The 21,868-nt window shown below is 64.7% G+C and carries 21 protein-coding genes and 1 other RNA gene; 5 read left to right on the top strand and 17 right to left on the bottom strand.

Annotated elements, in window-relative coordinates:
• Position 1: 1 nt before the first annotated feature.
• Positions 2-1,222, top strand: a complete 1,221-nt coding sequence (locus AC5Y4H_RS12815) for a CaiB/BaiF CoA transferase family protein (RefSeq protein ID WP_499982162.1) — start codon at positions 2-4, stop codon at positions 1,220-1,222.
• Between the two features lie 18 nt (positions 1,223-1,240).
• Here AC5Y4H_RS12815 and AC5Y4H_RS12810 read toward each other — a convergent pair whose 3' ends face one another.
• From AC5Y4H_RS12810 to AC5Y4H_RS12775, 8 genes are read right to left on the bottom strand one after another with little or no spacing between them, the layout of a single operon-like run.
• The gene (locus AC5Y4H_RS12810; protein WP_499982160.1) at positions 1,241-2,455 is read right to left on the bottom strand and encodes a cytochrome P450; all 1,215 of its coding nucleotides are present in this window, start codon (positions 2,453-2,455) and stop codon (positions 1,241-1,243) included.
• A gap of 5 nt (positions 2,456-2,460) precedes the next feature.
• Complete coding sequence (locus AC5Y4H_RS12805) at positions 2,461-3,579, bottom strand: thiolase family protein (RefSeq protein WP_499982159.1); 1,119 nt, start codon at positions 3,577-3,579, stop codon at positions 2,461-2,463.
• Positions 3,576-3,818 (bottom strand): hypothetical protein, encoded by a 243-nt coding sequence (locus AC5Y4H_RS12800; protein ID WP_499982157.1) that lies wholly within the window; start codon positions 3,816-3,818, stop codon positions 3,576-3,578. Before AC5Y4H_RS12800 ends, AC5Y4H_RS12805 begins: the two co-directional genes overlap by 4 nt.
• Positions 3,808-5,889, bottom strand: a complete 2,082-nt coding sequence (locus tag AC5Y4H_RS12795) for a CoA transferase (protein WP_499982156.1) — start codon at positions 5,887-5,889, stop codon at positions 3,808-3,810. Before AC5Y4H_RS12795 ends, AC5Y4H_RS12800 begins: the two co-directional genes overlap by 11 nt.
• 2 nt (positions 5,890-5,891) lie before the next feature.
• On the bottom strand, positions 5,892-6,974 hold the full coding sequence (locus tag AC5Y4H_RS12790) for an acyl-CoA dehydrogenase family protein (protein ID WP_499982155.1): 1,083 nt from the start codon (positions 6,972-6,974) through the stop codon (positions 5,892-5,894).
• Positions 6,964-8,157, bottom strand: a complete 1,194-nt coding sequence (locus AC5Y4H_RS12785; RefSeq protein WP_499982154.1) for an acyl-CoA dehydrogenase family protein — start codon at positions 8,155-8,157, stop codon at positions 6,964-6,966. The genes AC5Y4H_RS12790 and AC5Y4H_RS12785 overlap by 11 nt, the downstream gene beginning before the upstream one ends.
• The gene (locus AC5Y4H_RS12780; RefSeq protein ID WP_499982153.1) at positions 8,154-9,473 is read right to left on the bottom strand and encodes an amidohydrolase family protein; all 1,320 of its coding nucleotides are present in this window, start codon (positions 9,471-9,473) and stop codon (positions 8,154-8,156) included. The genes AC5Y4H_RS12785 and AC5Y4H_RS12780 overlap by 4 nt, the downstream gene beginning before the upstream one ends.
• Positions 9,474-9,506: 33 nt before the next feature.
• The gene (locus tag AC5Y4H_RS12775; protein ID WP_499982152.1) at positions 9,507-9,938 is read right to left on the bottom strand and encodes an SRPBCC family protein; all 432 of its coding nucleotides are present in this window, start codon (positions 9,936-9,938) and stop codon (positions 9,507-9,509) included.
• A gap of 78 nt (positions 9,939-10,016) precedes the next feature.
• Between AC5Y4H_RS12775 and AC5Y4H_RS12770 the strand changes: the two genes are divergently transcribed.
• The 3 genes from AC5Y4H_RS12770 to AC5Y4H_RS12760 all read left to right on the top strand — a co-directional run bounded on the left by AC5Y4H_RS12770 (position 10,017) and on the right by AC5Y4H_RS12760 (position 13,304).
• Positions 10,017-10,913 (top strand): enoyl-CoA hydratase/isomerase family protein, encoded by an 897-nt coding sequence (locus AC5Y4H_RS12770; RefSeq protein ID WP_499982150.1) that lies wholly within the window; start codon positions 10,017-10,019, stop codon positions 10,911-10,913.
• Positions 10,914-10,993: 80 nt separating this feature from the next.
• Positions 10,994-11,899: an SDR family NAD(P)-dependent oxidoreductase gene (locus AC5Y4H_RS12765; protein ID WP_440341265.1), complete on the top strand. Its 906-nt coding sequence runs from the start codon at positions 10,994-10,996 to the stop codon at positions 11,897-11,899.
• A 16-nt stretch (positions 11,900-11,915) separates the two neighbouring features.
• Positions 11,916-13,304, top strand: a complete 1,389-nt coding sequence (locus tag AC5Y4H_RS12760; RefSeq protein ID WP_499982146.1) for an aromatic ring-hydroxylating oxygenase subunit alpha — start codon at positions 11,916-11,918, stop codon at positions 13,302-13,304.
• Between the two features lie 104 nt (positions 13,305-13,408).
• Here AC5Y4H_RS12760 and ssrA read toward each other — a convergent pair.
• The 9 genes from ssrA to prfB all read right to left on the bottom strand — a co-directional run bounded on the left by ssrA (position 13,409) and on the right by prfB (position 20,317).
• Positions 13,409-13,776: a transfer-messenger RNA gene (gene ssrA / locus AC5Y4H_RS12755) on the bottom strand.
• An 88-nt stretch (positions 13,777-13,864) separates the two neighbouring features.
• The gene (locus AC5Y4H_RS12750; RefSeq protein ID WP_499982145.1) at positions 13,865-14,710 is read right to left on the bottom strand and encodes a maleylpyruvate isomerase family mycothiol-dependent enzyme; all 846 of its coding nucleotides are present in this window, start codon (positions 14,708-14,710) and stop codon (positions 13,865-13,867) included.
• 46 nt (positions 14,711-14,756) lie between these two features.
• Positions 14,757-15,599, bottom strand: coding sequence for an EamA family transporter (locus AC5Y4H_RS12745; protein ID WP_499982361.1), 843 nt, complete (start codon positions 15,597-15,599; stop codon positions 14,757-14,759).
• Positions 15,596-16,105, bottom strand: coding sequence for an SsrA-binding protein SmpB (gene smpB / locus AC5Y4H_RS12740; protein WP_499982144.1), 510 nt, complete (start codon positions 16,103-16,105; stop codon positions 15,596-15,598). The genes AC5Y4H_RS12745 and smpB overlap by 4 nt, the downstream gene beginning before the upstream one ends.
• Positions 16,106-16,107: 2 nt before the next feature.
• Entirely contained in the window at positions 16,108-17,001 is an 894-nt protein-coding gene (gene ftsX, locus AC5Y4H_RS12735) for a permease-like cell division protein FtsX (RefSeq protein ID WP_499948705.1), read from the bottom strand.
• Positions 17,002-17,691 carry a cell division ATP-binding protein FtsE gene (ftsE, locus tag AC5Y4H_RS12730; RefSeq protein ID WP_067122665.1) on the bottom strand — a complete coding sequence of 230 codons (690 nt, stop codon included), beginning with the start codon at positions 17,689-17,691 and terminating at the stop codon, positions 17,002-17,004.
• 43 nt (positions 17,692-17,734) lie between these two features.
• Positions 17,735-18,235, bottom strand: coding sequence for an Rv3103c family proline-rich protein (locus AC5Y4H_RS12725; RefSeq protein ID WP_499982143.1), 501 nt, complete (start codon positions 18,233-18,235; stop codon positions 17,735-17,737).
• A complete protein-coding gene (locus AC5Y4H_RS12720; protein ID WP_499982142.1) occupies positions 18,232-19,215 on the bottom strand; it encodes a mechanosensitive ion channel family protein in 984 nt (327 codons plus the stop codon). Before AC5Y4H_RS12720 ends, AC5Y4H_RS12725 begins: the two co-directional genes overlap by 4 nt.
• The gene (gene prfB / locus AC5Y4H_RS12715; RefSeq protein ID WP_499982141.1) at positions 19,205-20,317 is read right to left on the bottom strand and encodes a peptide chain release factor 2; all 1,113 of its coding nucleotides are present in this window, start codon (positions 20,315-20,317) and stop codon (positions 19,205-19,207) included. The genes AC5Y4H_RS12720 and prfB overlap by 11 nt, the downstream gene beginning before the upstream one ends.
• Before the next feature lie 162 nt (positions 20,318-20,479).
• Between prfB and AC5Y4H_RS12710 the strand changes: the two genes are divergently transcribed.
• Positions 20,480-21,841 (top strand): FAD-dependent oxidoreductase, encoded by a 1,362-nt coding sequence (locus AC5Y4H_RS12710; protein ID WP_499982138.1) that lies wholly within the window; start codon positions 20,480-20,482, stop codon positions 21,839-21,841.
• Positions 21,842-21,868 lie beyond the last annotated feature (27 nt).

The following is a 21,868-nucleotide window of genomic DNA, read 5'->3' as shown; positions in this document are numbered from 1 at the left end:
GATGAGCGGACCGATGGACGGTGTGCGCGTCCTGGAGGTCGCGCAGTGGACGTTCGTTCCTGCGGCGGGTGCTGTGCTGGCCGACTGGGGTGCCGATGTGTTGAAGGTTGAGCACCCTCGCACCGGCGACTCGCAGCGCGGCCTGCGCCAGCTGGGCAACATCACCGTCGAAGGCCGGCGCAACCCCGTGATGGAGCACGCCAACCGGGGCAAACGGTCGATCGCCGTCGATATTTCAACGCCCGACGGGCACGAGCTGCTGATGGATATCGCACGGACCAGCGACGTATTTCTCACCAATTTCCTGCCCGACGCCCGCAAGAAGCTCAAGATCGACGTCGACGACGTCCGGGCGGTCAACCCGAAGATCATCTACGCCCGTGGCAGCGCCTATGGTCCGCTCGGCGACGATGGCGCCAAGGGTGGCTACGACATGACCGGGTTCTGGAGTCGCGCCGCCGGCGCCGCCAGCACGACGCCCAGTGACCTCAATGGAGTAATCGCGCAACCAGGGCCCGCCTACGGCGATTCACTCGGCGGCATGACGATCGCGGGTGGCATCGCCGCAGCGCTATTCGAGCGCGAACGGACGGGCGTGGCGCGGACGGTGGACATCTCGCTGCTCGGTGTCGGCGTGTGGGCGATGGGCGTGGCCGTCAACGCCGCCCTGGTCAGCGGCGAGCCGTGGGTGGCCAACCCGGCCGGTGCGAACGTGGCGCCGCACAATCCACTCACCGGTTTCTACCGGACCAGCGACAATCGATTCCTGGGATTGTCTATGCTGCAGGCGTTTCGGTACTTCGCCGACTTTTGCGCGCGGGTCGGAGTTCCCGAACTTGGCGCCGACGAGCGATTCGCCAGCCATGAGCTGCTCACCAAGAACGCCCACGAGGCGGCCGACGCGCTGCGTGTCGCCATCGCGACACACCCTCTTGAACACTGGCGCAAAGTGCTCGCGGACTTCGACGGCCAGTGGGCCCCGGTCCTGGACACGGCCGAGGTGGCGGCCGACCCGCAGGTGCGCGCCAATGGCGGCATCGTCACAATCGAGAGTGATGGCGAGTCTTTCGACCTGGTGGCCAGTCCAGTGCTATTCGACGAGACGCCTTTGCATCTCGGTCCATCACCTGAGTTCGCCGAGCACACCGAGGAATTGATCCTCGAACTCGGCGACGAGTGGGACCGGATCATCGCGCTCAAGGACAGCGGCGCCATCGGCTGACGGACCACCCCGCGCGGCTTATCGGGCGTCCAACTCAAGACGGTTCAGGCGCCGGACGAGAATGCTGGGCAACCACTCCCCAACGTCGGCCGCCTCGATCCAGCTGGTGCGCTCCAGCAGCATCCGGAACACGATCTGAGCCTCCAGTCGCGCCAGTGCGGCCCCCACGCAGAAGTGCACCCCCTTGCCGAAGGTCACGTGTCCTTTGGGGTTACCGCGGTCGAGGCGGAACTGATTCGGCGCGTCGAAGTGGGCCGGATCGCGATTAGCCGCTCCCCACATCAGCAGCAGATGAGAGCCTGCGGCTACCTCGACTCCGCCAAGCGTGGTGTCGCGCATGACGTGTCGGTAGTGACCACGAAACGGCGCCTCATAGCGCAGCGCCTCTTCGATGAAGGCGCTTAGGGATTCGGGGTTGTCGCGAACCCGCTTTTGGATCTCGGGTCGGTCGGTGAGAATCCACGCCGCGCTTCCCAGAAGTGACGCCGTCGATTCACCGGCGGCGCTGAATAGGGTCAGCATTATTCGGAGAGCTGGAGCCTGCTCCAGCTCTCCGGACGAACAGCGTGCGGCCAGGTCACTGATGAGACCGTTGTCGGAATTCTCGGCTGCCTTTTCGAAGTGCTCCATCACGTAAATGGACAGTTCGGCTGCCCCCGCCCAGGCGGCCTCGAGCTGTGCCGGTGTGACAATCCCGTCGAGCAACGTCGTGGTGGCGTAGCCGAGGCGAATGAGGTCGTCGACGTCGCCGTCGGGCAGGCCCAGCAACCTGGCCACCACCATCATTGGAAGCCGGTTGGCCACAGCGCTCATCCATTCGATGTGACCGCCGCACAGATGCTCGTCCCACAACTGATCAGCGGTATTGGCGGCGAACTCCTCGATGATGCGGACCCGCTTGGCGGACAAGTGCGGTAGCAAGATTTTGCGGTGCATCGCGTGCACCGGATCATCCGCGGTGGCCAACACGTGAGATTGATCCCCCGGCGCACCCAATTCGAATGGGGTGACTGTCCCGTCGTCGTGACAGACCATGGTGGCCGTGAGGTTCGAAGAGAAATCGTCGACCCGTTCGACGGCCTCCATCACGGCATCCCAACCGCATACGGCGTAGAACGCCGAATTTCCGATGCGATGCACCGGCGCCACAGCACGCATTCGGTCATACAACGGATAGGGGTCCTGTACCGCGTCCGCGCCGAAGAACTGGATCGGATTATGAAGAACCGTCATGAATTTCACCGGCCCAGCACGGCGACGACACAGGACCCGCCACCGCCCATCGCCTGCGCCAGCCCGATCCGAGGATTGGGCACCTGCCGCGAATCCGCCTCGCCCCGAAGCTGACTCACAATCTCGGCTGCCTGTGCCAGTCCGGTTGCGCCGAAAGCGTGGCCACGGGCGAGGCAACCGCCGTCGGTGTTCGTTGGTAAGCGGCCGCCCGACGCCAGTCCACCTGATTGGGCAAGGTCAGCCACTTCCTTGACATCGGCGAGGCCCATTGCGATGAGCGCCGTGATCTCCTCGCTGGCGCACATGTCGTGCAGGGTGACAACCCCGATATCGGTTGGGCCGACCTCCGCAGCATCGAAGGCCCGCTGAGCGGTCAGCGTGATTTGTGACGGAGGGCCGACACATGGACCCCTTACGGGCCACGTCGGATCCTGCGGCCAGCTCGTCTGCTCGATCGAGTTGACCGCCACCGATCGCGGTCGGTCTGCGCCCGTCACCACGATCGCGGCTCCGCCGTCGACCGAGGCGTGACACATCATCTTCGTCAGCGGCTCGGCGACCATGCGGGCAGACATCACCTGCTCGACGGTCACCTCGTCGTCGGTCCGGCGCGCCGCCAACGGATTCAGCCTTGCTTGGTTGTACGACTTGGCTGCGACGGCACCGATTGCGTCCGGACCGCACTGGGCCTCGTGGAGCCACCGATTGGCCTCGATAGCATAGTGAATCTGCGGCGGGAAGCGGTCCCAGAATTCGACCGCAGCCGGTACCACCCCGCCGGGTTCGAGAGCCGTCGTCTTCTCGTAGCCGATCGCCAGAGCCGTGCGGCAACGGCCCGACGCGACCGCCCAGACGGCGTGCCGCAACGCGACCATGCCTCCCGCTGAGGCGCTTTCGATTGCGGTCACGGGAATTCCTGTGCGGCCCAGACGATGCGCCACTTTCAGCGCAGTCTGTGGCGGTGCCATCGAGGAAGATGCGAAGACCTCGCCGACAGCGGCATAGTCGAGTTCGGCATCGGCGAGCGCCCGCTCGGCGGCCGCGACCCCAAGGTCGGCCAACGCAGTGTCGCCGTGCTTGCCGAACGCCGTTATCCCGATCCCCGCGACATGGACGCCCGTCATGCCGGATCCGCCTCGAACAGCGCGGTTTTCGTTCCCCCCAAGGTCTTCTCGACGACCCGGCCTACGGTGCCGGGCGCGGGCCGCGGCCCGGACACCAGCACTTGCAGTCGACCATCGGGAGTGTTTACCCAGGCGACACTGTAGCCTTCCTCTCCGTACCCGGAGATGGGTGACTTCGACGGCACAAAGGTCGACGCCCACACGGTCGCCGTCGTGTCGGTGGACTTGTCAGCGGGCACTGCTCATCCTTTCCTGACTGACGTTTGCGTTGCCCAGAGCCGGTGGTGGCGCCAGCGGTATGGGTCCCTGGTCGACGAACCGCCACGGCAAGCCCACCAGCCGGGCAGTACCTATGTCGGGGTCGGGATGGGCGATTTCGGGAAAGAATCCACGTGCGGCCAGATGTGGGTCGGCCACCAATTCCTCGGCGGCCTGCACCGCCGCGGCGGACACGCCCATCGCGCGCAAGCGCTCGGCCGCCTCGTCAGCCGATGACCCGGCGATCATCGCAGGCAGCTCGTCGGTCCGCCCGCCGTCGCCCTCCACGAATTCTACTGCTACCCAACGGCCGTCGGCGGCGCGGTAAACCTCGCGATGCGCGGCGGTGTCGGCGACCGATCGGTCGTCGACCGAGGCCGCGGCGACGAATTCGGCCACCGTGGAGGCGACGACCTCGGCCATGGACAGATCGATCACAGCACCCGTGTCACGGGCTGGCCCGATGGCCCACGCGGCTATGACTGTGGCGGCCACCACCGACGACAGCGGGTCCGCGATGACCGTACCCAGTCGTGCCGGCGATCCATCCGCGCCGGCGGTCAGTCCGGCTAGACCGCCGTAGGACTGAACATTATTGGCGTACACCTTATATCCGGCAATGGGACCGCTAGATCCGAAGCCGGACACGCTCAGGACAAGCCCGCCCGAGCCGGCGATCTTCGCAGGATCCACGTCCAACCGGGCCAGTCGTGACTTACCGACATTTTCAATGAGGACATCGGCGTCAGCCAGCGCGGTCGCGACGTCCAGAACGGCGCGGCCAGGCTCGATCAGCATGCTCTGTTTCGAATGGTTGGCCACCGCAAAGTAGGCCCCACGCTCGACGCCGGGCTTTCCTTCGGCGAAAGGTCCAGTGCGCCGGTAGATATCAAGCCGATCGGGGTCTTCCAGGCGCATCACCCGCGCCCCCATCCCGCCCAGCAGCGCGCCGACGATCGGTCCGGCCAACACGTGGGTCAATTCCACGATGCGCAGATCGGTCAGACGACCCGTGCGGCCGCGATCGAAGCGCCCCCCGGTGGTGGTCAGCCACGGCGCATCCAGGACCGCAACGTCAACACCGTCGACCTGTGTTGACGACACTGCCTCACGGAACGCGAACTGCGGTGAAGCCAGGATTTCTTCCGGTGCATTGACCGGGGTCGACGGAACGCCATTGGCCTGCAACAGTGCTGAACACGCTTCCTTGTCGTGCGTCGCCGCCCACTCGGCGACATGCCGGTTGATCAGATCGGCCTGCTCAATGCGGGCAGCCCTTTCGTCGAGTCCCATCGCCCACTCCGGATGGCCCAGCGCCGCAAGCAGTCCGCGCCACTGGTGGTTTTCCACCGCGGTGATCCGGACCAAGCCGTCGCGGCAGCCGAACGTACCCGACGGCGCGAGATAGCGGCCGCTGCCGGCCTTTCCCTGGCACGAGTACAGCACGTGGGCGCACTCGGGGAGAGAAGCCGTGAACACCACCGCCTCCTGCACCGAAACATCAACGCTCACTGAAGCGTGCGTGCTGTAGCGCCGGTCCAGACCGTGCAGAGACGCCAGCGCGGTCACCGCCCCCGCCGCCTTGAGGGCGACATACCCGGGTGCAGGCAACGGAGCGCCATCGGATCCGGTGATGGTGGCCAGCATCCCACCGGCGGCTTGGGCGACGAGCTCGCCGCCCGGCTGTGTTGACCGGGGCCCGTCCAGACCGAATGGGCTGACCCTGACCACGACGCAATTCTCGGCTTCTGGTGCCACACCGGGGGCACCATCGACGATCACGATGTCGTGTTCGCCGATCATTCTCGTGAGGTCGGTGTCAGGTGGGGCAATCCGCTTGGCGTGATCGAGGGTAATGTCCACGGCGGCAACCGGTCCCGCCGCAGTTGTGATCCTCGGCCCTGTGCGCTCAGCCACTTTGCCGGTGGCAACTTTGGTGACGTCGGCGCCCAAGCTCGCCAGCAGTGCGGCCGCCGCCGAACCGGCAATCCCGTCGCCGAGCTGCAACACGGTGATTCCCGTCAGGAAGCGAATGTGTTCGACGGTGTTCACGCTTAACGATCTCCGTTGTCGACGGACGGGTGGCGGGCACTGAGCCAACGGGTGACGACGTCACGGTGATAGGCGCGCTCCCCCAACGTCGCCGCAACACTCGCCGCGCGGCGAAGGTGAACGTGGGCGTAGTGCTCCCAGGTGTAGGCGATGCCGCCGAACACTTGGGTCGCGCCCTCAGGGACGGCGCGCAGCGAATCGATACCCCAATATGCGGCTAGCGATGCCAGCGCCGCAGCGTCGGGATGCCCGTGTTGGCACGCGTCGGCGGCGCGGTTGACAAGGGCCCGCCCGACTTCGATCGCGCACCGCTGGTCGACGAGGCGGTGCTTGACCGCCTGGAATGCACCGATCGGGTGGCCAAACGCGGTGCGCTGCTTGGCGTATTCGATTGCGGCTTCGTTGGCGGCCGAGGCGATGCCGACCAGCTCGGCTACCTGAGCGACCCGTGCACGCGTTGTCGCGCCGTGATAGCGGACCTCGGCTGAGTCACCCGACTCGATGACGTCAATCGGTGCCTCCTGCAGGGAGATTCGGGCAGCAGGGTTGTGATCCAGCGGAGTGACCGCCTCACATGACACGCCTGCGCCGGTCGGGTCGACCACACCCAGAACGGCCTGGTCGTTCGTGCCGGCACAGACCAGGAGTCTGGTCGCAACCGCGCCGAAGGGCACAAGCGGCCATACTCCGGAGATGTTGCCGGCGCCGGTGAGTTCACCGCGCCCGGGCAGCACCAGGCTGATGCCGTCCGCGCGCCGATCCTCGCACCAGCCTGCGGCAGCCGCAGCACCCAGCGGGACCGGGACCGCCGCTGCGCCTGCCGCCTCTGCCAGCACGCACAACTCACGAAGACCCTCACCTCCCCCGCCGCCCGCATCGCTCACCAAGACATCGGGCCATCCCAGCTCGGCGATGGTCTGCCACAACCCCGGGTCGAAGGCCGGCCCGGGGCCGTCGAGCAGGCTCCGTAATGCTTGCGGCGACCATGCCCGCCGCAGGATATCGTCGGCCGACTCGCGCAGCCGGGCCAGTTCTGCCGCAGTGTCGGCGATCTCGGTCAACGACGACAGGGCGTCAGCAGTCACGGGGCAGCCCCAGCAACTTCTCGCCGATCACGTTGCGCTGGATTTCCGATGTGCCCGCGCCGAAGGTCGCGGCCCGCATCAACAAGTAGCTCTGCGCGACATTGCCATTCTTGACCGCCCCCACCGAGCCGCGCTCCAACGTGCCGGCGGGGCCGGCGAGTTCCAACCCGAAAGTCGCCATCGCCTGGTCAACCTCCGAGGTCAGCAACTTGGCCACCGACGCCTCTGGGCCGGGGCTGACACCACGGACGCCCGCGGCGGTCGCCTGTGCCGAAATCTGGCGAAGCGCCTCCACCTGCGCCGCGAATCCGACGATCCGATCGGCGACATAGCTATCTTTAAATCCGTTGCGGGCCAGCGCATTCTCCTCCTGAGCCATTTTGACCAGGATCGCAAGGCGCCGCTCGATGCGATGAGTGCGACTCTGGCCCACACGCTCGAAGCCCAGTGTGGACTTGGCCACCTTCCAACCGCCGTTCAACGGCCCGAGAACATTGGTGAGCGGCACACGCACCGAATCGAAGAACACCTCATTGAACTCCGACTGACCGGTGATCTGCCGTATCGGGCGCACCGCTATTCCGTGGGTTCCTAACGGCACCAAAATGTAACTGATCCCATGGTGCTTATCCGCTGTCGGATCGGTACGCGCCAGAATGTAGATCCAGTCCGCGTATTGGGCCTTCGAAGTCCAGATCTTCTGACCGGTGATCACCAATTCGTCGCCGTCGATGTCGGCCTTTGTCTTCAGCGCAGCCAAGTCGCTGCCGGCCTCGGGCTCACTGAAGCCCTGACACCATACCTCTTCCCCAGACAGAATCTTGGGCAGATATCGTGCGCGCTGCCGGTCGTTGCCCCACTGAATGATGGTGGGCCCCAACTGATTGACGGCGCTGCGATTGATGGGCTCGGGCGCGCGGGCGGCAGCCATCTCCGCGTTGAAGATCAGCTGCTGCACCGGTGTGGCGGCGCGGCCGCCGAACTGGACAGGCCAAGAGATCGCGGCCAGACCGGCGTCGTAAAGCCGTCTCTGCCACAACCGCATTCGGTCCAGGCGGTCGGTCTCGTTGCCTCCGGGACCCAGCACGTCAGACGTCAGCGCTGATGCGAGAAAAGCGCGGACCTCGTCGCGGAAGTCACGATCAGCGTCGGCGAGGATGACGCCATAGTCTGGCCCGGTCACGCTCCACCGCGAAGGATCGAGGCCATCCGCACCTTCATGTCCCCGTATGTGATCGCCGTGGCACCTGCCTTCGGCGCGCGGCCGGCGTCTACCTTCGGGGCGGACAGATCCAGGCCGGCGATCCTCCCACGCAATGCCGCAACGGTGCAGTTCGCCCTTCCGAGTCGCTCAACGCCCGTGTAGCCGAAAGCACGGGCGGCGTTACGCCACGTGATCGCTTCGACCTCCTCAGCGGTGCAGCCCTGCAGCTGGCTAGCGAGCTGCTCGGGCGCGTCGGGCCAACTACTGTCCGAGTGCGGGTAGTCCATCTCCCAACAGATGGTCTCCACCCCGATTCGCTCGCGCATCTCGATGCCCACGCGGTCACGGATGAAACATGACATGAAGTTGCGCCGGAATACGTCGGTGGGGCTCAGGCCATCACCGAGATCGTCTCCGGTCCACGCCCGCTGGCGGGAATAGATGTCCTCGAATCGCTCTAACAGGAACGGGATCCAGCCGATCCCGCCCTCAGATAGGGAAAACTTAATAGTTGGAAACTTCGTGAGGACCGGGGAGAACAGCAGATCGGCCGTGAACCGCTGGGTGTCAAGGGGGATCATCGCGTTGTACGCGAGGTAGGTGGTCAGGTCAGACGGCACGGGCATGCCGCCGCCCGTGCCGATGTGGATGTTCACCACGGAGTTCTCTTCACACAACGCCTCCCACAGCGGGTCCCAGTGCGGGTCCTGCCACGGCGGCTGGCCGTAGTTGCCGATGTGCTGTGGCGCCGTCACCGCGCGGCAGCCCAGCCCCGCCAGCCGATGCACCTCGGCTGCGGCCAGCGCCGGATCCCACAGCGGCAGAATGCCCATCGGGATGAAGCGGTCGGGATGACGGCCGCACCAGTCCTCGATGTGCCAGTCGTTGTAGGCGCGGACCATCACCTCAGAGACCGCACGATCACCCCGGTAGGTGAACAGCGCGCCGGAGATGGTGGGAAACGACGGAAAACATAGCGAAGCCAACACGCCGGACGCGTTCATGTCGTTCACCCGCGCGTCGACGTCGTAACAGCCTGCCCGCATGTCGCTGAATCGCGAGGGCTCAAATCCCCACTCATCGTTGGGCCGGCCCGCGACCGCGTTGAGTCCGATGTTGGGCAGCTGCAGACCGTCATACTCCCAAAAACACACGCCGTCGGCGTCCTCGACGATGCGCGGAGCGTCGTCGGCGAAACGGCGTGGCACCCGCCCAGCGAACATGTCGGGCGGTTCGACGGTGTGGTCGTCCACGCTGATCAGCACCAGATCGAGAGGGTCAATCACCTGATGCATTTTAGACTAATTAACAGATTATGTCTAAGTGTTCTATCCAGGCGGGCGCTCATTGGCGAAGTCCTGCACCCAGCCCGCCATCAAGCCGTAGACGCTCTCCATGGCATCGCGCGCGGCGGCATCGTCACCTATCGGCTCATAGTCGATGTCCCAGACGACGACCGATTCCCCAACGGCATCCGTGCTTTCGGAGACGGAGTTCACCGCCACAAATCGGCTGACCGGCATCGGATTATTGGCGATCTCGTAGGATAGCGCGCGCTCGTCCGGTTTGATCCAGATGAGTGTCTCGATTACCGGCTTCTCACTGCTTGCGGCGATGAACCGTCGCATGCCCGGTCCTTGGCCCTCGACCCGGACATCGCTGGGCCCGGGGATCCAATCGACGTTGCCGAAGTCAGCCAGGACTGCCCAAACTGCGTCCGGCGATGCTGCGAGCCGCTTGGTGACCGTGAACGATGGCATTCGCTGAAGGTACCACCACCATGGAACAGTTGATCGACTACTGTTTCTATGTACTGCGGAGTTCGCGAGGAGGGTGATATGAGCGCCGACGCCCCCGCCGAAGGCGAATACGAGGTCGATGATGACTGGGTCCGTTATGAAATCGTCGAACCGCACATCGCCCAGATCACCATCAACCGGCCGGACCGGCGCAACGCAATCCTGTCGCCCGACATGCACAACCTGTTCAAGGAGCGGCTGACCCGCGCCGAAGACGACGATGCGGTCAAAGTCGTCATCCTCCTGGCCGAAGGCAAGGACTTCTGCAGCGGCGACGATGTCCGCCGGCTACCAGTGGAGCAAGCAGGGCTGACCAAGGGGAAGCGGTTGCCACAGACCGCACGCCTAGGCAACGCGCGACGACTACACCGGCACCTCACGAACTGGCTTGAGTTTCCCAAGACCGTGATCGCGGCCTGCCAGGGCGCCACCCTGGGCGCCGGAATGAACCTCGCTCTCGCCGCTGACATTCTGGTTGTCTCCGACGACATGTATCTCGCCCGCCCGCAGGCGCGCATCGGGTTCGCAGGATTCTCCACAGCTATGCCGTTGGCGCTACTCAAGTTAGGACCTAATCGCGGCTACGAGGCGATGATCACCGGTCGCAAGGTGACGGCGGCCGAGCTGCGCGAATGGGGCGTGGCCGCGTCAGTCGTGCCCGCCGAGTCGTTGCGCCACGAAGCCATGCGGTACGCGCACGCTATAGCCCATCACTCGGCCGACGGGTTGATGGTGGGAAAGCACGCGCTGATCGCGTTCTGGCACGCAGTCGGAATGGCGCAGTTCGGCGACTGGGTTCCGATGGGCCACACCGTGTTCAGCAACCTGTCCTGGCGTGATGACGAGTTCAACTTCATGAAGGAACGCAGCTCTCGCGGTGGCCGGGAGGCCATGGCCGAGCTCGAGCGCCGCTACTCCGAGTGGGGATTCGAATAGTTTGGCTAATGCAACACCTATACAGATCTTGTATTGATGTTCTGTATGCTGAGGCAAACGGCACGGGGAGCTGAATGACGATGGGTGTGCTTGACGGACGTACCGCACTGGTAACCGGCGCGGGACGTGGAATTGGGGCTGCGGTCGCCGAGGGCCTGGCAGCCGAGGGCGCGACGGTCCTGGTGTCGGATGCCGGAGTCACCGTCGATGGGACCGGCCACGACGCGGGTCCGGCCGAAAGTGTGGCCGCGGCGATCGCGAGCCGCGGCGGCAAGGCGTTCGCCGATACCACCGACATCACCGACTTCGCTGCGTGCGCGGATCTCATCGACCGCGCCGCCGAAACGCTCGGAGGTTTGGATGTCGTCGTGAACGCCGCGGGAATCCTGCGCGACGGCATGGTATTCAAGATGAGCGAGCAGGACTGGGACGCAGTGGTCTCGGTGCACCTCAAAGGCACGTTCAACGTCACCCGCCACGCGGCGGCATGGTGGCGCGAAAACCGAGGCGGGCAGTACCGACTGATCACGTTCACGTCGATGTCGGGACTGCAGGGCGCCCCCAGCCAGCCCAATTACGCTGCCGCCAAGATGGGCATAGTCGGCCTGACATTCTCGTGCGCCAACGCATTACGCAACTATGGGGTGCGGTGCAATGCAATCGCGCCGATCGCCGGAACCCGCATGACCCAGGGCATCAAGGGTGGTGGGAGCATGGACTACTCGGATTCCAACGTTCGCCTGTCGCCCAAGAACTGTGTGCCGCCCGTGGTGTATCTGGCCAGCGCGCAGTCTGATTGGCTTAACCGGCGAGTCATCTTCGCCGGCAACGGCCGCATCAGCCTGATGTCCAACCCGGTCGTCGAACGCGAAATCGTGTCGACCTCGGGAACCTGGGATATCCCGACAGCATTCGCCGAGATCGAGACGTCGTTCAAGGAAGCCGTCCTGTATCCCAACATCTTCGACAAGCCACCCGCCAGCTGAGACGGAGAGGGTGATCATGACCGAGCTTGCCACCGAGCGGGTGCCCAAGAAATACGCCTGCGGTGAGACGTTCGTGCCGAAGAGTAGATATGTCGATCCGGAGTTCCTGCAACTCGAGTTGGATCGATTATTCACCCAAGTTTGGCAGCCCGCGTGTCGCGAAGAGGAAATCCCCTCCCCCGGTTGTTATTACGAGTACACGATCGGCCGGCAATCCATCGCCGTGGTGCGCCAGAAGGATGGCGGGATCAAGGCGTTTCACAACGCTTGTGCGCACCGTGGGATGAAAATCGTCCGCGGCAGCGGATGTGCGCAGGACAAGGAATTGCGCTGTGGGTTTCACGGTTGGCGTTATGGCTTAGACGGGCGGTCATCGTTCGTTCCTTGCCGTGACGAATTCGCCTCCCGCCCACGCGAGCAATGGAACCTGCGGCCCGTCGCCGCCGCCACATGGGGCGGGTGGGTGTTCGTGAGCATGGCGGAGAACCCGCCGGATCTGCTCGAATGGCTGGACCCGCTGCCGACGGCGCTGGCGCCATTCCGGTTGCAGGACATGCGCTACCGCTGGCGCAAGCGCACCTTCCTGCCTGCCAACTGGAAGACGGTTGTCGACGCATTCATCGAGGGCTACCACACTCCTGGCACCCACCCGCAAACGATGCGATCCGCAGAGGGCCCGCGGCCATCGGCGGCGCCCGCCGCCCCGCAGGAGTACGTCTACGCGCCGTACACGCCGACCATCACATACAACAACCACTCTCGCTTCGTGTACACCCAGCGTCCCGAGCACGCCAGCCGCGACAGCGCACGCCAGGAACTGGCGGCACGACCGGAGGTATTCGCAAATTCGATGCAATACCAATACCTAGAGGTCGGCTCGCTGGTCACCGAACGCGACTACCGTGCCGCGCAAAAACTGGCAACGCAGGAGCCCAGCGAAGTCCCGCCGTTCGTGCTCTATCACCAGTTGTGCGAGGAACTCGCACGCGCCGAAGGCGTCGACTTTCCGCAGATGTCGATGGAGCAGTACTTCGCGGGCAACGGCGACTGGCATGTGTTTCCCACCATGGTCATCCTCGTCGAGAAATCGTGCCTGCTCGGATACCGCATGCTGCCCGACGCCGAAGACCCGAATCGGTGCACGTTCGAAATGTTCTCGTTGGAGCATTTCGCGCCCGGAGAGGTTCCCCAGACACATTGGCAAGTGTTCGAGCGATGGCAGGATCACGACGCCTGGGGCGAGTTGCCCTCGCAGGACTTGAAAAACATCGGAGCCATTCACGCCGGCATGCATTCGGCGGGCTTCGACGGACTATGGCTCAACACCGCCCAAGAAATGTCGATCCGGAACGAGCACGCGATCGCCGACAGACACCTGTTCGGTTCGGGCAACTCAGACGAGTAGATGATTCCTGCCGCGCCGAACCGAGGGCGGCCCGGTAAGGCTCCAGGTATAACACTCGGACGTTTCGTGTGCCGAGCAAATGGGCCGCTCAAAAGCGACCCTTCTGGTGGAGCTGCCGGGAATCGAACCCGGGTCCTACGGCATTCCCTCAAGGCTTCTCCGTGCGCAGTTCGCTATGCCTCTGCTCGGATCTCCTGGTCACGCGAACAAGCCAGGATGACGATCCCAGTCGCTGTTGGTGTCCCGATGAGTCCCGCGACCGAACTCATCGGTGGATCCCTCTAGCTGACGCCAGGCTCCGGGTCGAGGGCTTTCCCGGTCTGACGGACTAGCTGTCGCTTAGGCAGCGAGAGCGTAGTCGCGCTGATGTGAATCGGCGCTTATCTGTTTGCAACGACGCTTACGGTGGTCAGTTGCCTGCACCGGCACGCTTCCCTTGATTCGATGCGCGAAGTCGAAACCGTTCAGCCCCTCGCACCCCACCGACTTTCGGCAGGAATATCAATGGTACCTGCCTACCAACCAGCGGCAACGGGATTATCTTCCCCGCCACGCTGCGATCAGATCACGAAGTTGAGATGCTCGACGATCTGGGTGGCCACGTCTTTATCGCCGCCCAGTTCGATGTCCTGGGGACGGGCCGGGCACATCGGGCGGCCACCGGTGAGCCTGGTGAATTGCAGCCCGTCCAGGCGGATGGTCGCGGTGGGTTCCTGGCCGCCGAAGTCGTCGACGACCGCGGCCCGGCCGGCGACGTTGACCCGGATGGTGCGGGCCAGTGGGCCGGTGAGGTCGAACTGGACGCGTGAACCGTCGGGCACCTTGGCCAGCTTGCCGACGACGTAACCCATCGTGGCGGCGATCTCGTCCACGGCGAGCGACGCCCCGGGGCCGGCCAGTTCGTCGTCGGACGGCGGCCGTTCCAGCGCCACCCGAATGTCTTCTTCGTGCATCCAGCAGTCGAACACCCGGATCCGCATGAACCGACCGTAGGAGTCCGGGCCGGTGGGAGTCATCGTCACCGCGTCCCACTCCTCGCCGGACAGGCTCTTCAACGCTTCGCGCCGATCGTTGGTGATCACCCTGAAGCTCTCCAAAACGTCGGCGTCGGCGTGCGCGCTCAGATGACGCACCCAGCATTCGTTCATCACCCCGACGTCGTTGCGCACATGCTCCAGCGTCGAGACGTCGATATCGGGCTGCGGGGCGGGGATGCCGGCGAGAAACGACTCGGTGCCGATCATGTGCGCCACGAGGGCTTTGACGTCCCAGCCCGGCAGCGGGCTCGCCGCCCGCCATTGCGCTCCGGACAGCCCCGCCAGCAGCGCGTCGATGTCATCCCACACCGCGAAGAGGCCGGAGAGCACGGCGGACTTGTCGAGTTTGGTGACGGGACGATCGGCCATGGTCAGGATCGTAGGCCGATCAATGAACAGCAAGCGCTCGGGGCCGTCAGGCCGAGGCGATCATCGCCACCGAGCCCATGGCCAGCACCATGCCAATCCCCTGCAAGCGAGTCACCCGCTCGCGCAGCACCACCATCGCCAACACCACCGTCGCGGCCGGATACAGCGAGATGAGGATGCTGGCCAGCGACAGCAGCCAGGTGTGCAACGCCGCCAGCATGGTGATGTTGGCGAAGATGTCCAGCACGGCGACGGCCACGGCCAGTTTGAGCGGTCGCCCCCGCGGCATCGCCAGGTTCTGGCTGGTTTTGGCCATGGCGAAGACCACCAGGCTGGCCGCCACCCGAGCGAAGACCAGCGGCCACAGTTTGCACACGTGCGGCGCCTGGTGCAAGAACACCAGGTTCAATCCCATCGCGGAGCCCGCAACCACTGTGAGCCAGGCCACTTTTGGGGTGAACCGATACGGCGTCCCCTCAACGGGGGCCTCCCGGCTGACAAGCATCACCGCAGCCAGCGCCAAAATGACACCCACCAAGGCCGCCTGACCAGGCCGCTCCCCCAGGGCCATGCCGACCGCCACGGGCACCGCGGCATTGAGCACGGCCGCCAAGGGTGAGACGACCGAAATCGGCCCGGACCCAAGCGCCGCGAAGAACGCCCACATGCCGAAAGCCATGCCGATGCCGTACAGGCACCCCCACACAACGGCGCCGACATGAATGGGGCCGCCGACGAAGACGGCCATAATGCCCAATATCAGCGTTTCAATCGGGTATGCGACCAGCATCACGCGCAGCGCGGCCACACGCCGAGCTGCTACGCCGCCCACGAAATCGCTGACGCCGTACGTAACGGCAGACAGCTGGGCGTAAGCCGCCCCGATCAGGTCATGCCCTTAGCTCGTCGCCCCATTTCACGGACCACCTCACGCTGTGCATCACGCTGCGCCATGTCCTGGCGCTTGTCATAAGCTCTTTTGCCGCGAGCAAGGGCAAGCTCGACTTTGACCTTGCCCTCCGAGAAGTACAGAGACAGCGGCATCAACGCGAGGTTACCATCTCGTATCTTGCCCACCAGCCTGTCGATTTGTTGCCTATGTAACAACAACTTTCGGTTGCGGCGTGGCTCATGATTGGTCCAGCTACCGTGCAGATACTCCGGAATGTACAAGTTACGCAACCAAACTTCGCCGTCGTCGATCGTTGCGAAAGCGTCAGCTAGCGATGCTTGGCCCAGGCGAAGGCTTTTGACCTCGGTGCCCTGCAGAGACACTCCGGCCTCGAACAACTCGATGATCGAATAGTTGTGTCGCGCTTTGCGATTGGTGGCGATAATCTGTTTGCTGCCACCCTTGCCGCCCGCCGCCTTGGCGCGGCCTGGACCCTTGGCCACAGCTACCGCCGTATATAGAGGCGTAAGGTCGCGTAACCCGTCACCGCCGCCATCGACACGCCGAGCAGGAACAGCCACGGCGAGATGTAGAGGATGTCGGCGTAGTCGACCTTGGCGATTAGATGTGCTTGATAGAACTGGCTCAGCGCGTTGTCCAGGAACAAAGCCCGAACCAACATGAGTCCGACGACGGCGATGGCCACGCCGACGGACGCCGCGAGCATCGCCTCCACCAGGAAGGGCAGCTGGGTGTACCACCGGCTGGCACCTACCAGCCGCATGATCCCGATCTCGGTGCGACGGGTGTAGGCCGCGACTTGCACCATATTGGCAATCAACAGGATTGCTCCGACGGCCTGCACCAGGGCAACGGCGAACGCCGCATCGCGCAAGCCGTCCAACACGGCGAACAGCCGGTCGATGAGGTCCTTCTCGTTCAGGATGCTGCGCACCCCGGGCTGGCCCTGCATCGCGGCATCGAACTCCGCGTGCTGTTCGGGATTGTTCAGTTTGACGATGAACGACGCGGGAAACGAGTCCTTACCCGCCACGTCCTTGAACTCCGGGAACTTCTTGATCGCGTCGTTGTAGGCGTCCTGCCGGTTGACGAAGCGCACCGATTTGACGTCTTGCCGCGCATCGATCTTGTCGCGCAGGCCTTTACACGGCGCGGACGCACACGTCGTGTCGTTGGCAGAAATGTCGTCGGTCAAAAACACCTGCGTCTCGACGCGGTCGAGGTAGATCTCGCGCGAGTTGTCGGCCAGGCGCACCACCAGCAGACCGCCGCCGAACAGGCCGATGGAGATGGCGGTCGTCAGGATCATCGCGGCCGTCATCGTGACGTTGCGACGAAAGCCGGTCAGGACCTCGTTGAGTAGGAAACCGAAGCGCACTTAGCGGTCCATCCCGTAGATGCCGCGCTGCTCGTCGCGAACCAGCCTGCCCAGCGACAACTCGACGACGCGCTGGCGCATCGAGTCGACGATGTGGTGATCGTGCGTTGCCATCAGCACCGTCGTCCCCGTGCGGTTGATCCGCTCCAACAAATCCATGATGTCCTTACTGGTATCTGGGTCGAGGTTGCCCGTCGGCTCGTCCGCCAGCAGGACGAGCGGCCGGTTGACGAACGCGCGGGCGATCGCCACCCGCTGCTGCTCGCCACCGGACAACTCGTGGGGCAACCGGTTGGCTTTGCCGGACAGTCCGACGGTTTCCAGCACCTCCGGCACCACGCGGTTGATCGCGTCGCTTCGTTTGCCGATCACTTCCAATGCGAAGGCGACGTTCTCGTAGACCGTCTTTTGCTGCAGTAGGCGGAAGTCCTGAAAGACACAGCCGATGACCTGGCGCAGCTTCGGTACGTGACGGCCGCGCAGCTTGTTGACGTGGAACTTCGAAACCCGGACGTCGCCGCTGGTCGGGTTCTCGGCGCCGAGCAGCAGCCGCATGAACGTGGACTTGCCCGATCCTGACGGGCCGATCAGGAAGACGAATTCACCCTTGTCGATCTTGACGTTGACGTCTTCCAGCGCCGGGCGGGCCGACGCTTTGTACTTCTTACTGACATGGTCCAGGGTGATCATCACGGCACGCCAGTGTAGCGGTGAATTTCGCTGAAAAGCGAAGTCAGCTGGCCGGTGGCGGCGAAGTCGGCACCGGACCGGGCCCCGGCTGCGGTTGCTGCGGCGGCGTCGGGGTGGGGCTCGAGCTGGGCGGGCAGAACGGCGCCGGCAAGACGCACGGGAGCTGCGGCAGCTGGAACGGCGGAGTGGTGGTTGTGGTCGTCGTCACCGGCGGTGGTGGCGGCGGTGGCGGCGGTGGCGGCGTGCTCGTCGGCGTCGGTGTATAGGTGGCGGTCGGCGGCGGCGCCTGCACGCGGCTGCGCGGCACCCAGGTGTAGTTCGGGTCAGGCACGAAGCCCGGCGGCACCACTTGCTGGGCGGGGGGCTTGGGGGCCGGCTCCGGGCGGTAGGTGTCGTAGACCCACCACGCCAGGATGAAAGCGATGATCAACACGAAGGTGGACGTGCGCATCCGCCCGCCGAACATGTGCTTCGGCCAGCGATGCTCCGCATCCGTGTCGTCGCCGTCGCCGCGCTTCTCGAGGATGTTCAGGGTGAACTTCAACGCTTCTGCACCGCACCTTGGACTTCATCGGTTTGCTCTTCGGCGGCCTGGGCAACCGGGACGGACGGGTCTTCGACGAGGCCTACCCGGGCGTCCGCCGCGGTCACGATCCCGACGCGGGCCAGCGCCCGGATGACCAGCACGCGAAGCTGCCGGCCGACCTCGAACTGCTTACCGGGCAGGGTTCTGGCCACCATCCGCAGGGTGACGGTGTCGACCGCGATGCTTTCCACGCCCATCACGGTGGGCGCATCCAACAGCAACTCCCCAAGCACGGGGTTGTCCATCGCGCGGTCGCATTCTTGGTGCAAGACCTCGTTGACCCGGTTGAGGTCGGCATTGGTCGACACCGGGATGTCCACCACCGCGCGCGCCCAGTCCTTGGACAGGTTGACCACCTTGACGATCTGCCCATTGGGAATGGTCAAGACTTCGCCATCCGACGAGCGCAGTCGAGTCACTCGCAATGTCACGTTCTCGACCGTGCCGCTGGCCTCCGTCGCGGAGACAACGGTGAGGGTGACCAGGTCTCCGAAGCCGTACTGGCGCTCCACCAGGATGAAGAAGCCGGAGAGCAGGTCCCTGACCAGCTGTTGTGCGCCGAAACCCAGCGCGGCGCCCACCACGGTGGCCGGCGCGACCAATCCGCCCACCGAGAACTGCAGCACTGAAGCGATCTGCAGGATGACCCAGATTCCAATGATGACGACCGACACCCAGGAGATCACCGACGCTAGGGCCTGCCGGTGCTTGGACGCCTCCGAGCGCACCAGCGCGTCGCTCTCGGCGAAGCCCAGGTTGAGCTGATGGGTCACCTGCTGCGCCACCCAGTTGACGAACCGGGCCGCCAGGACCGCGGCGATCAGGACCATGACGATCCGCAGACCCCGGGTGATGATCCATTCGCCGAGCTCGCCCCGCCAGAAGTCGTGCCAGCGGTGCGTCATCGATAAGGCGAGAAAACTTGTGTTATTCGTCATCTTTTCGGTTGCGCCAACGGATGCCCGCTTCCAGGAATCCGTCGATGTCTCCATCCAGGACGGCCGCAGGGTTGCCAACCTCGTACTCGGTTCGCAGATCCTTGACCATCTGATACGGCTGCAGAACGTAGGAGCGCATCTGATTGCCCCACGAACTGCCACCTTCGCCTTTTAATGCATCTAACTCAGCGCGTTCTTCGGAACGCTTGCGCTCCAACAACTTTGCCTGAAGCACTCGCATCGCCGAGATCTTGTTCTGCAACTGCGATTTTTCGTTCTGGCAAGTCACGACGATACCCGTCGGGATATGCGTTAAACGTACCGCAGAGTCAGTGGTGTTCACCGACTGGCCTCCCGGGCCACTCGAACGGTAAACGTCAACGCGCACATCGCCTTCCGGTATGTCGATGTGGTCGGTGGTCTCGACCACCGGGAGCACCTCGACTTCGGCGAACGATGTCTGGCGTCGGCTTTGGTTGTCAAACGGGCTGATTCGCACCAACCGGTGCGTGCCCTGCTCCACGGACAGCGTGCCGTAGGCGAACGGGGCGTGCACGGCGAACGTTGCGCTCTTGATGCCGGCTTCTTCGGCGTAGGACGTATCGAATACCTCCACCGGATACTTGTGCTGCTCAGCCCACCGGATGTACATCCGCATCAGCATCTCGGCCCAGTCGGCGGCGTCCACTCCGCCCGCGCCGGAGCGAATGGTGACCAGCGCCTCGCGTTCGTCGTAATCGCCCGACAGCAGCGTGCGCACCTCGGTAGCTTCGATGTCGGCGCGCAGGGCTTTCAGCTCGGCGTCGGCCTCGGCCAGCGCGTCGTCGGCGCCTTCGCCCTCCTCGGCCGCCAGCTCGTAGAGCACGGGCAGGTCGTCCAGGCGCCCGCGCAGCTCCTCGACCCGGCGTAGCTCGCCCTGGGCGTGGGACAACTCGCTGGTCACCCGCTGGGCACGAGCTTGGTCGTCCCACAACTGGGGATCGGATGCCTCGTGTTCCAGCTTCTCGATCCGTGTGCGCAGACCGTCCACATCGAGCACCCGCTCCACCGTGGTCAGGGTGGCGTCGAGGGCGGCGATATCGGCTTGACGGTCGGGTTCCACAGCCGACAACGTTACCCGGGGGGCCCCGAGCAGCTCAGGTCGCAGCGAGTGTCCAGGCCACGACCAGCGGTCATGCGTTTAGCATCGAGTCACGATCATGTGCGCCCCGCTTTGCGCGCGACAGCCTCCTGCGCGCATTCGGGCACGAATAGAAGGTCGAGGATGCGCCCTTATCACGTTGCAATCGTTGGCTCCGGACCGTCGGGCTTCTTCGCCGCGTCCTCCTTGCTGAAGGCCGCCGACGGATCCGAGGACATCGATGTCGCCGTCGACATGCTGGAGATGTTGCCCACCCCGTGGGGGCTGGTTCGCTCCGGCGTCGCGCCCGACCACCCGAAGATCAAGTCGATCAGCAAGCAATTCGAGAAGACGTCTCAGGATTCGCGCTTCCGCTTCTTCGGCAACATCTCGGTCGGCGAGCACGTGCAGGCCAGCGAACTCGCCGAGCGCTACGACGCCGTCGTCTATGCGGTCGGGGCGCAATCCGACCGTGCGTTGAACATCCCCGGCGAGGACCTGCCGGGCAGCATCGCCGCCGTCGACTTCGTGGGCTGGTACAACGCGCACCCGAATTTCGAGGCGGCCACGCCCGATCTCTCGGGGGCACGGGCGGTGGTCGTCGGCAACGGCAACGTCGCGCTCGACGTCGCCCGCATTCTGGTCACCGATCCCGACGTGCTGGGGCTGACCGACATAGCCGACCACGCGCTGGAGTCGCTGCGCCCGTGCGGCGTCGACGAGGTGGTGGTCATCGGTCGGCGCGGACCACTGCAAACCGCGTTCACCACCCTCGAGCTCCGCGAGTTGGGCGACCTGGAGAACGTCGACGTGATCGTCGATCCCGCCCAGCTGGAGGGCATCAGTGACGAGGATGCGGCCGCGGCCGGCAAGACGGCGAAGCAGAACATCAACGTGCTGCGCGATTACGCGAAGCGCGACCCGCGCCCCGGCCACCGCCGCATCGTGCTGCGCTTCATGACCTCCCCGATCGAGATCAAGGGCGACGAGAGGGTCGAGGCGATCGTGCTCGGCCGCAACGAGCTGGTCACCGACGACAGTGGGCGGGTGTCCGCCAATGACACGGGCGAGCGCGAGGAGTTACCGGTGCAGCTGGTGGTGCGCTCGGTCGGTTACCGCGGTGTACCCACCCCGGGTCTGCCGTTCGACGAGAATACCGCGACGATCCCCAACAGCGGCGGCCGGATCGCGGACAGCCGCAACGAATACGTGGTCGGGTGGATCAAGCGCGGGCCGACCGGGGTGATCGGCACCAATAAGAAGGACTCCCAGGACACCGTGGACACGCTGCTCGCCGATCTGTCCGGGGCCGACGGTCTCGCCGATTTCCCAGACGACCACGCCGGCCAGCTGGCCGACTGGCTGGCGTCACGCCAGCCCAAGCTGGTCACCTCGGCACACTGGGATCTCATCGATGCCCACGAGCGAGCGGCGGGCGAGCCGCACGGACGTCCCCGCGTCAAGCTGCCGAGTCTGGCCAAGTTGCTGCGGGTCAGCCACGGCTGAATTCGCGCCGAGAGTACGAAGGGCTCT

The sequence above is a fragment of the Mycobacterium sp. NGS58 genome (assembly GCF_059812385.1).
Note: the sequence above shows the minus strand (reverse complement) of the source record. Positions and strands in the feature narration are given on the sequence as shown.

Coding starts and splice junctions, on each gene's coding strand:
- AC5Y4H_RS12770 (WP_499982150.1), top strand. CDS start 10,017: ATGAGCGCCGACGCCCCCGCCGAAGGCGAATACGAGGTCGATGATGAC.
- AC5Y4H_RS12810 (WP_499982160.1), bottom strand. CDS start 2,455: ATGACGGTTCTTCATAATCCGATCCAGTTCTTCGGCGCGGACGCGGTA.
- AC5Y4H_RS12805 (WP_499982159.1), bottom strand. CDS start 3,579: ATGACGGGCGTCCATGTCGCGGGGATCGGGATAACGGCGTTCGGCAAG.
- AC5Y4H_RS12750 (WP_499982145.1), bottom strand. CDS start 14,710: ATGGCCGATCGTCCCGTCACCAAACTCGACAAGTCCGCCGTGCTCTCC.
- AC5Y4H_RS12760 (WP_499982146.1), top strand. CDS start 11,916: ATGACCGAGCTTGCCACCGAGCGGGTGCCCAAGAAATACGCCTGCGGT.
- ftsE (WP_067122665.1), bottom strand. CDS start 17,691: ATGATCACCCTGGACCATGTCAGTAAGAAGTACAAAGCGTCGGCCCGC.
- AC5Y4H_RS12775 (WP_499982152.1), bottom strand. CDS start 9,938: ATGCCATCGTTCACGGTCACCAAGCGGCTCGCAGCATCGCCGGACGCA.
- AC5Y4H_RS12780 (WP_499982153.1), bottom strand. CDS start 9,473: ATGCATCAGGTGATTGACCCTCTCGATCTGGTGCTGATCAGCGTGGAC.
- AC5Y4H_RS12720 (WP_499982142.1), bottom strand. CDS start 19,215: ATGACGAATAACACAAGTTTTCTCGCCTTATCGATGACGCACCGCTGG.
- AC5Y4H_RS12765 (WP_440341265.1), top strand. CDS start 10,994: ATGGGTGTGCTTGACGGACGTACCGCACTGGTAACCGGCGCGGGACGT.
- AC5Y4H_RS12815 (WP_499982162.1), top strand. CDS start 2: ATGAGCGGACCGATGGACGGTGTGCGCGTCCTGGAGGTCGCGCAGTGG.
- AC5Y4H_RS12710 (WP_499982138.1), top strand. CDS start 20,480: ATGCGCCCTTATCACGTTGCAATCGTTGGCTCCGGACCGTCGGGCTTC.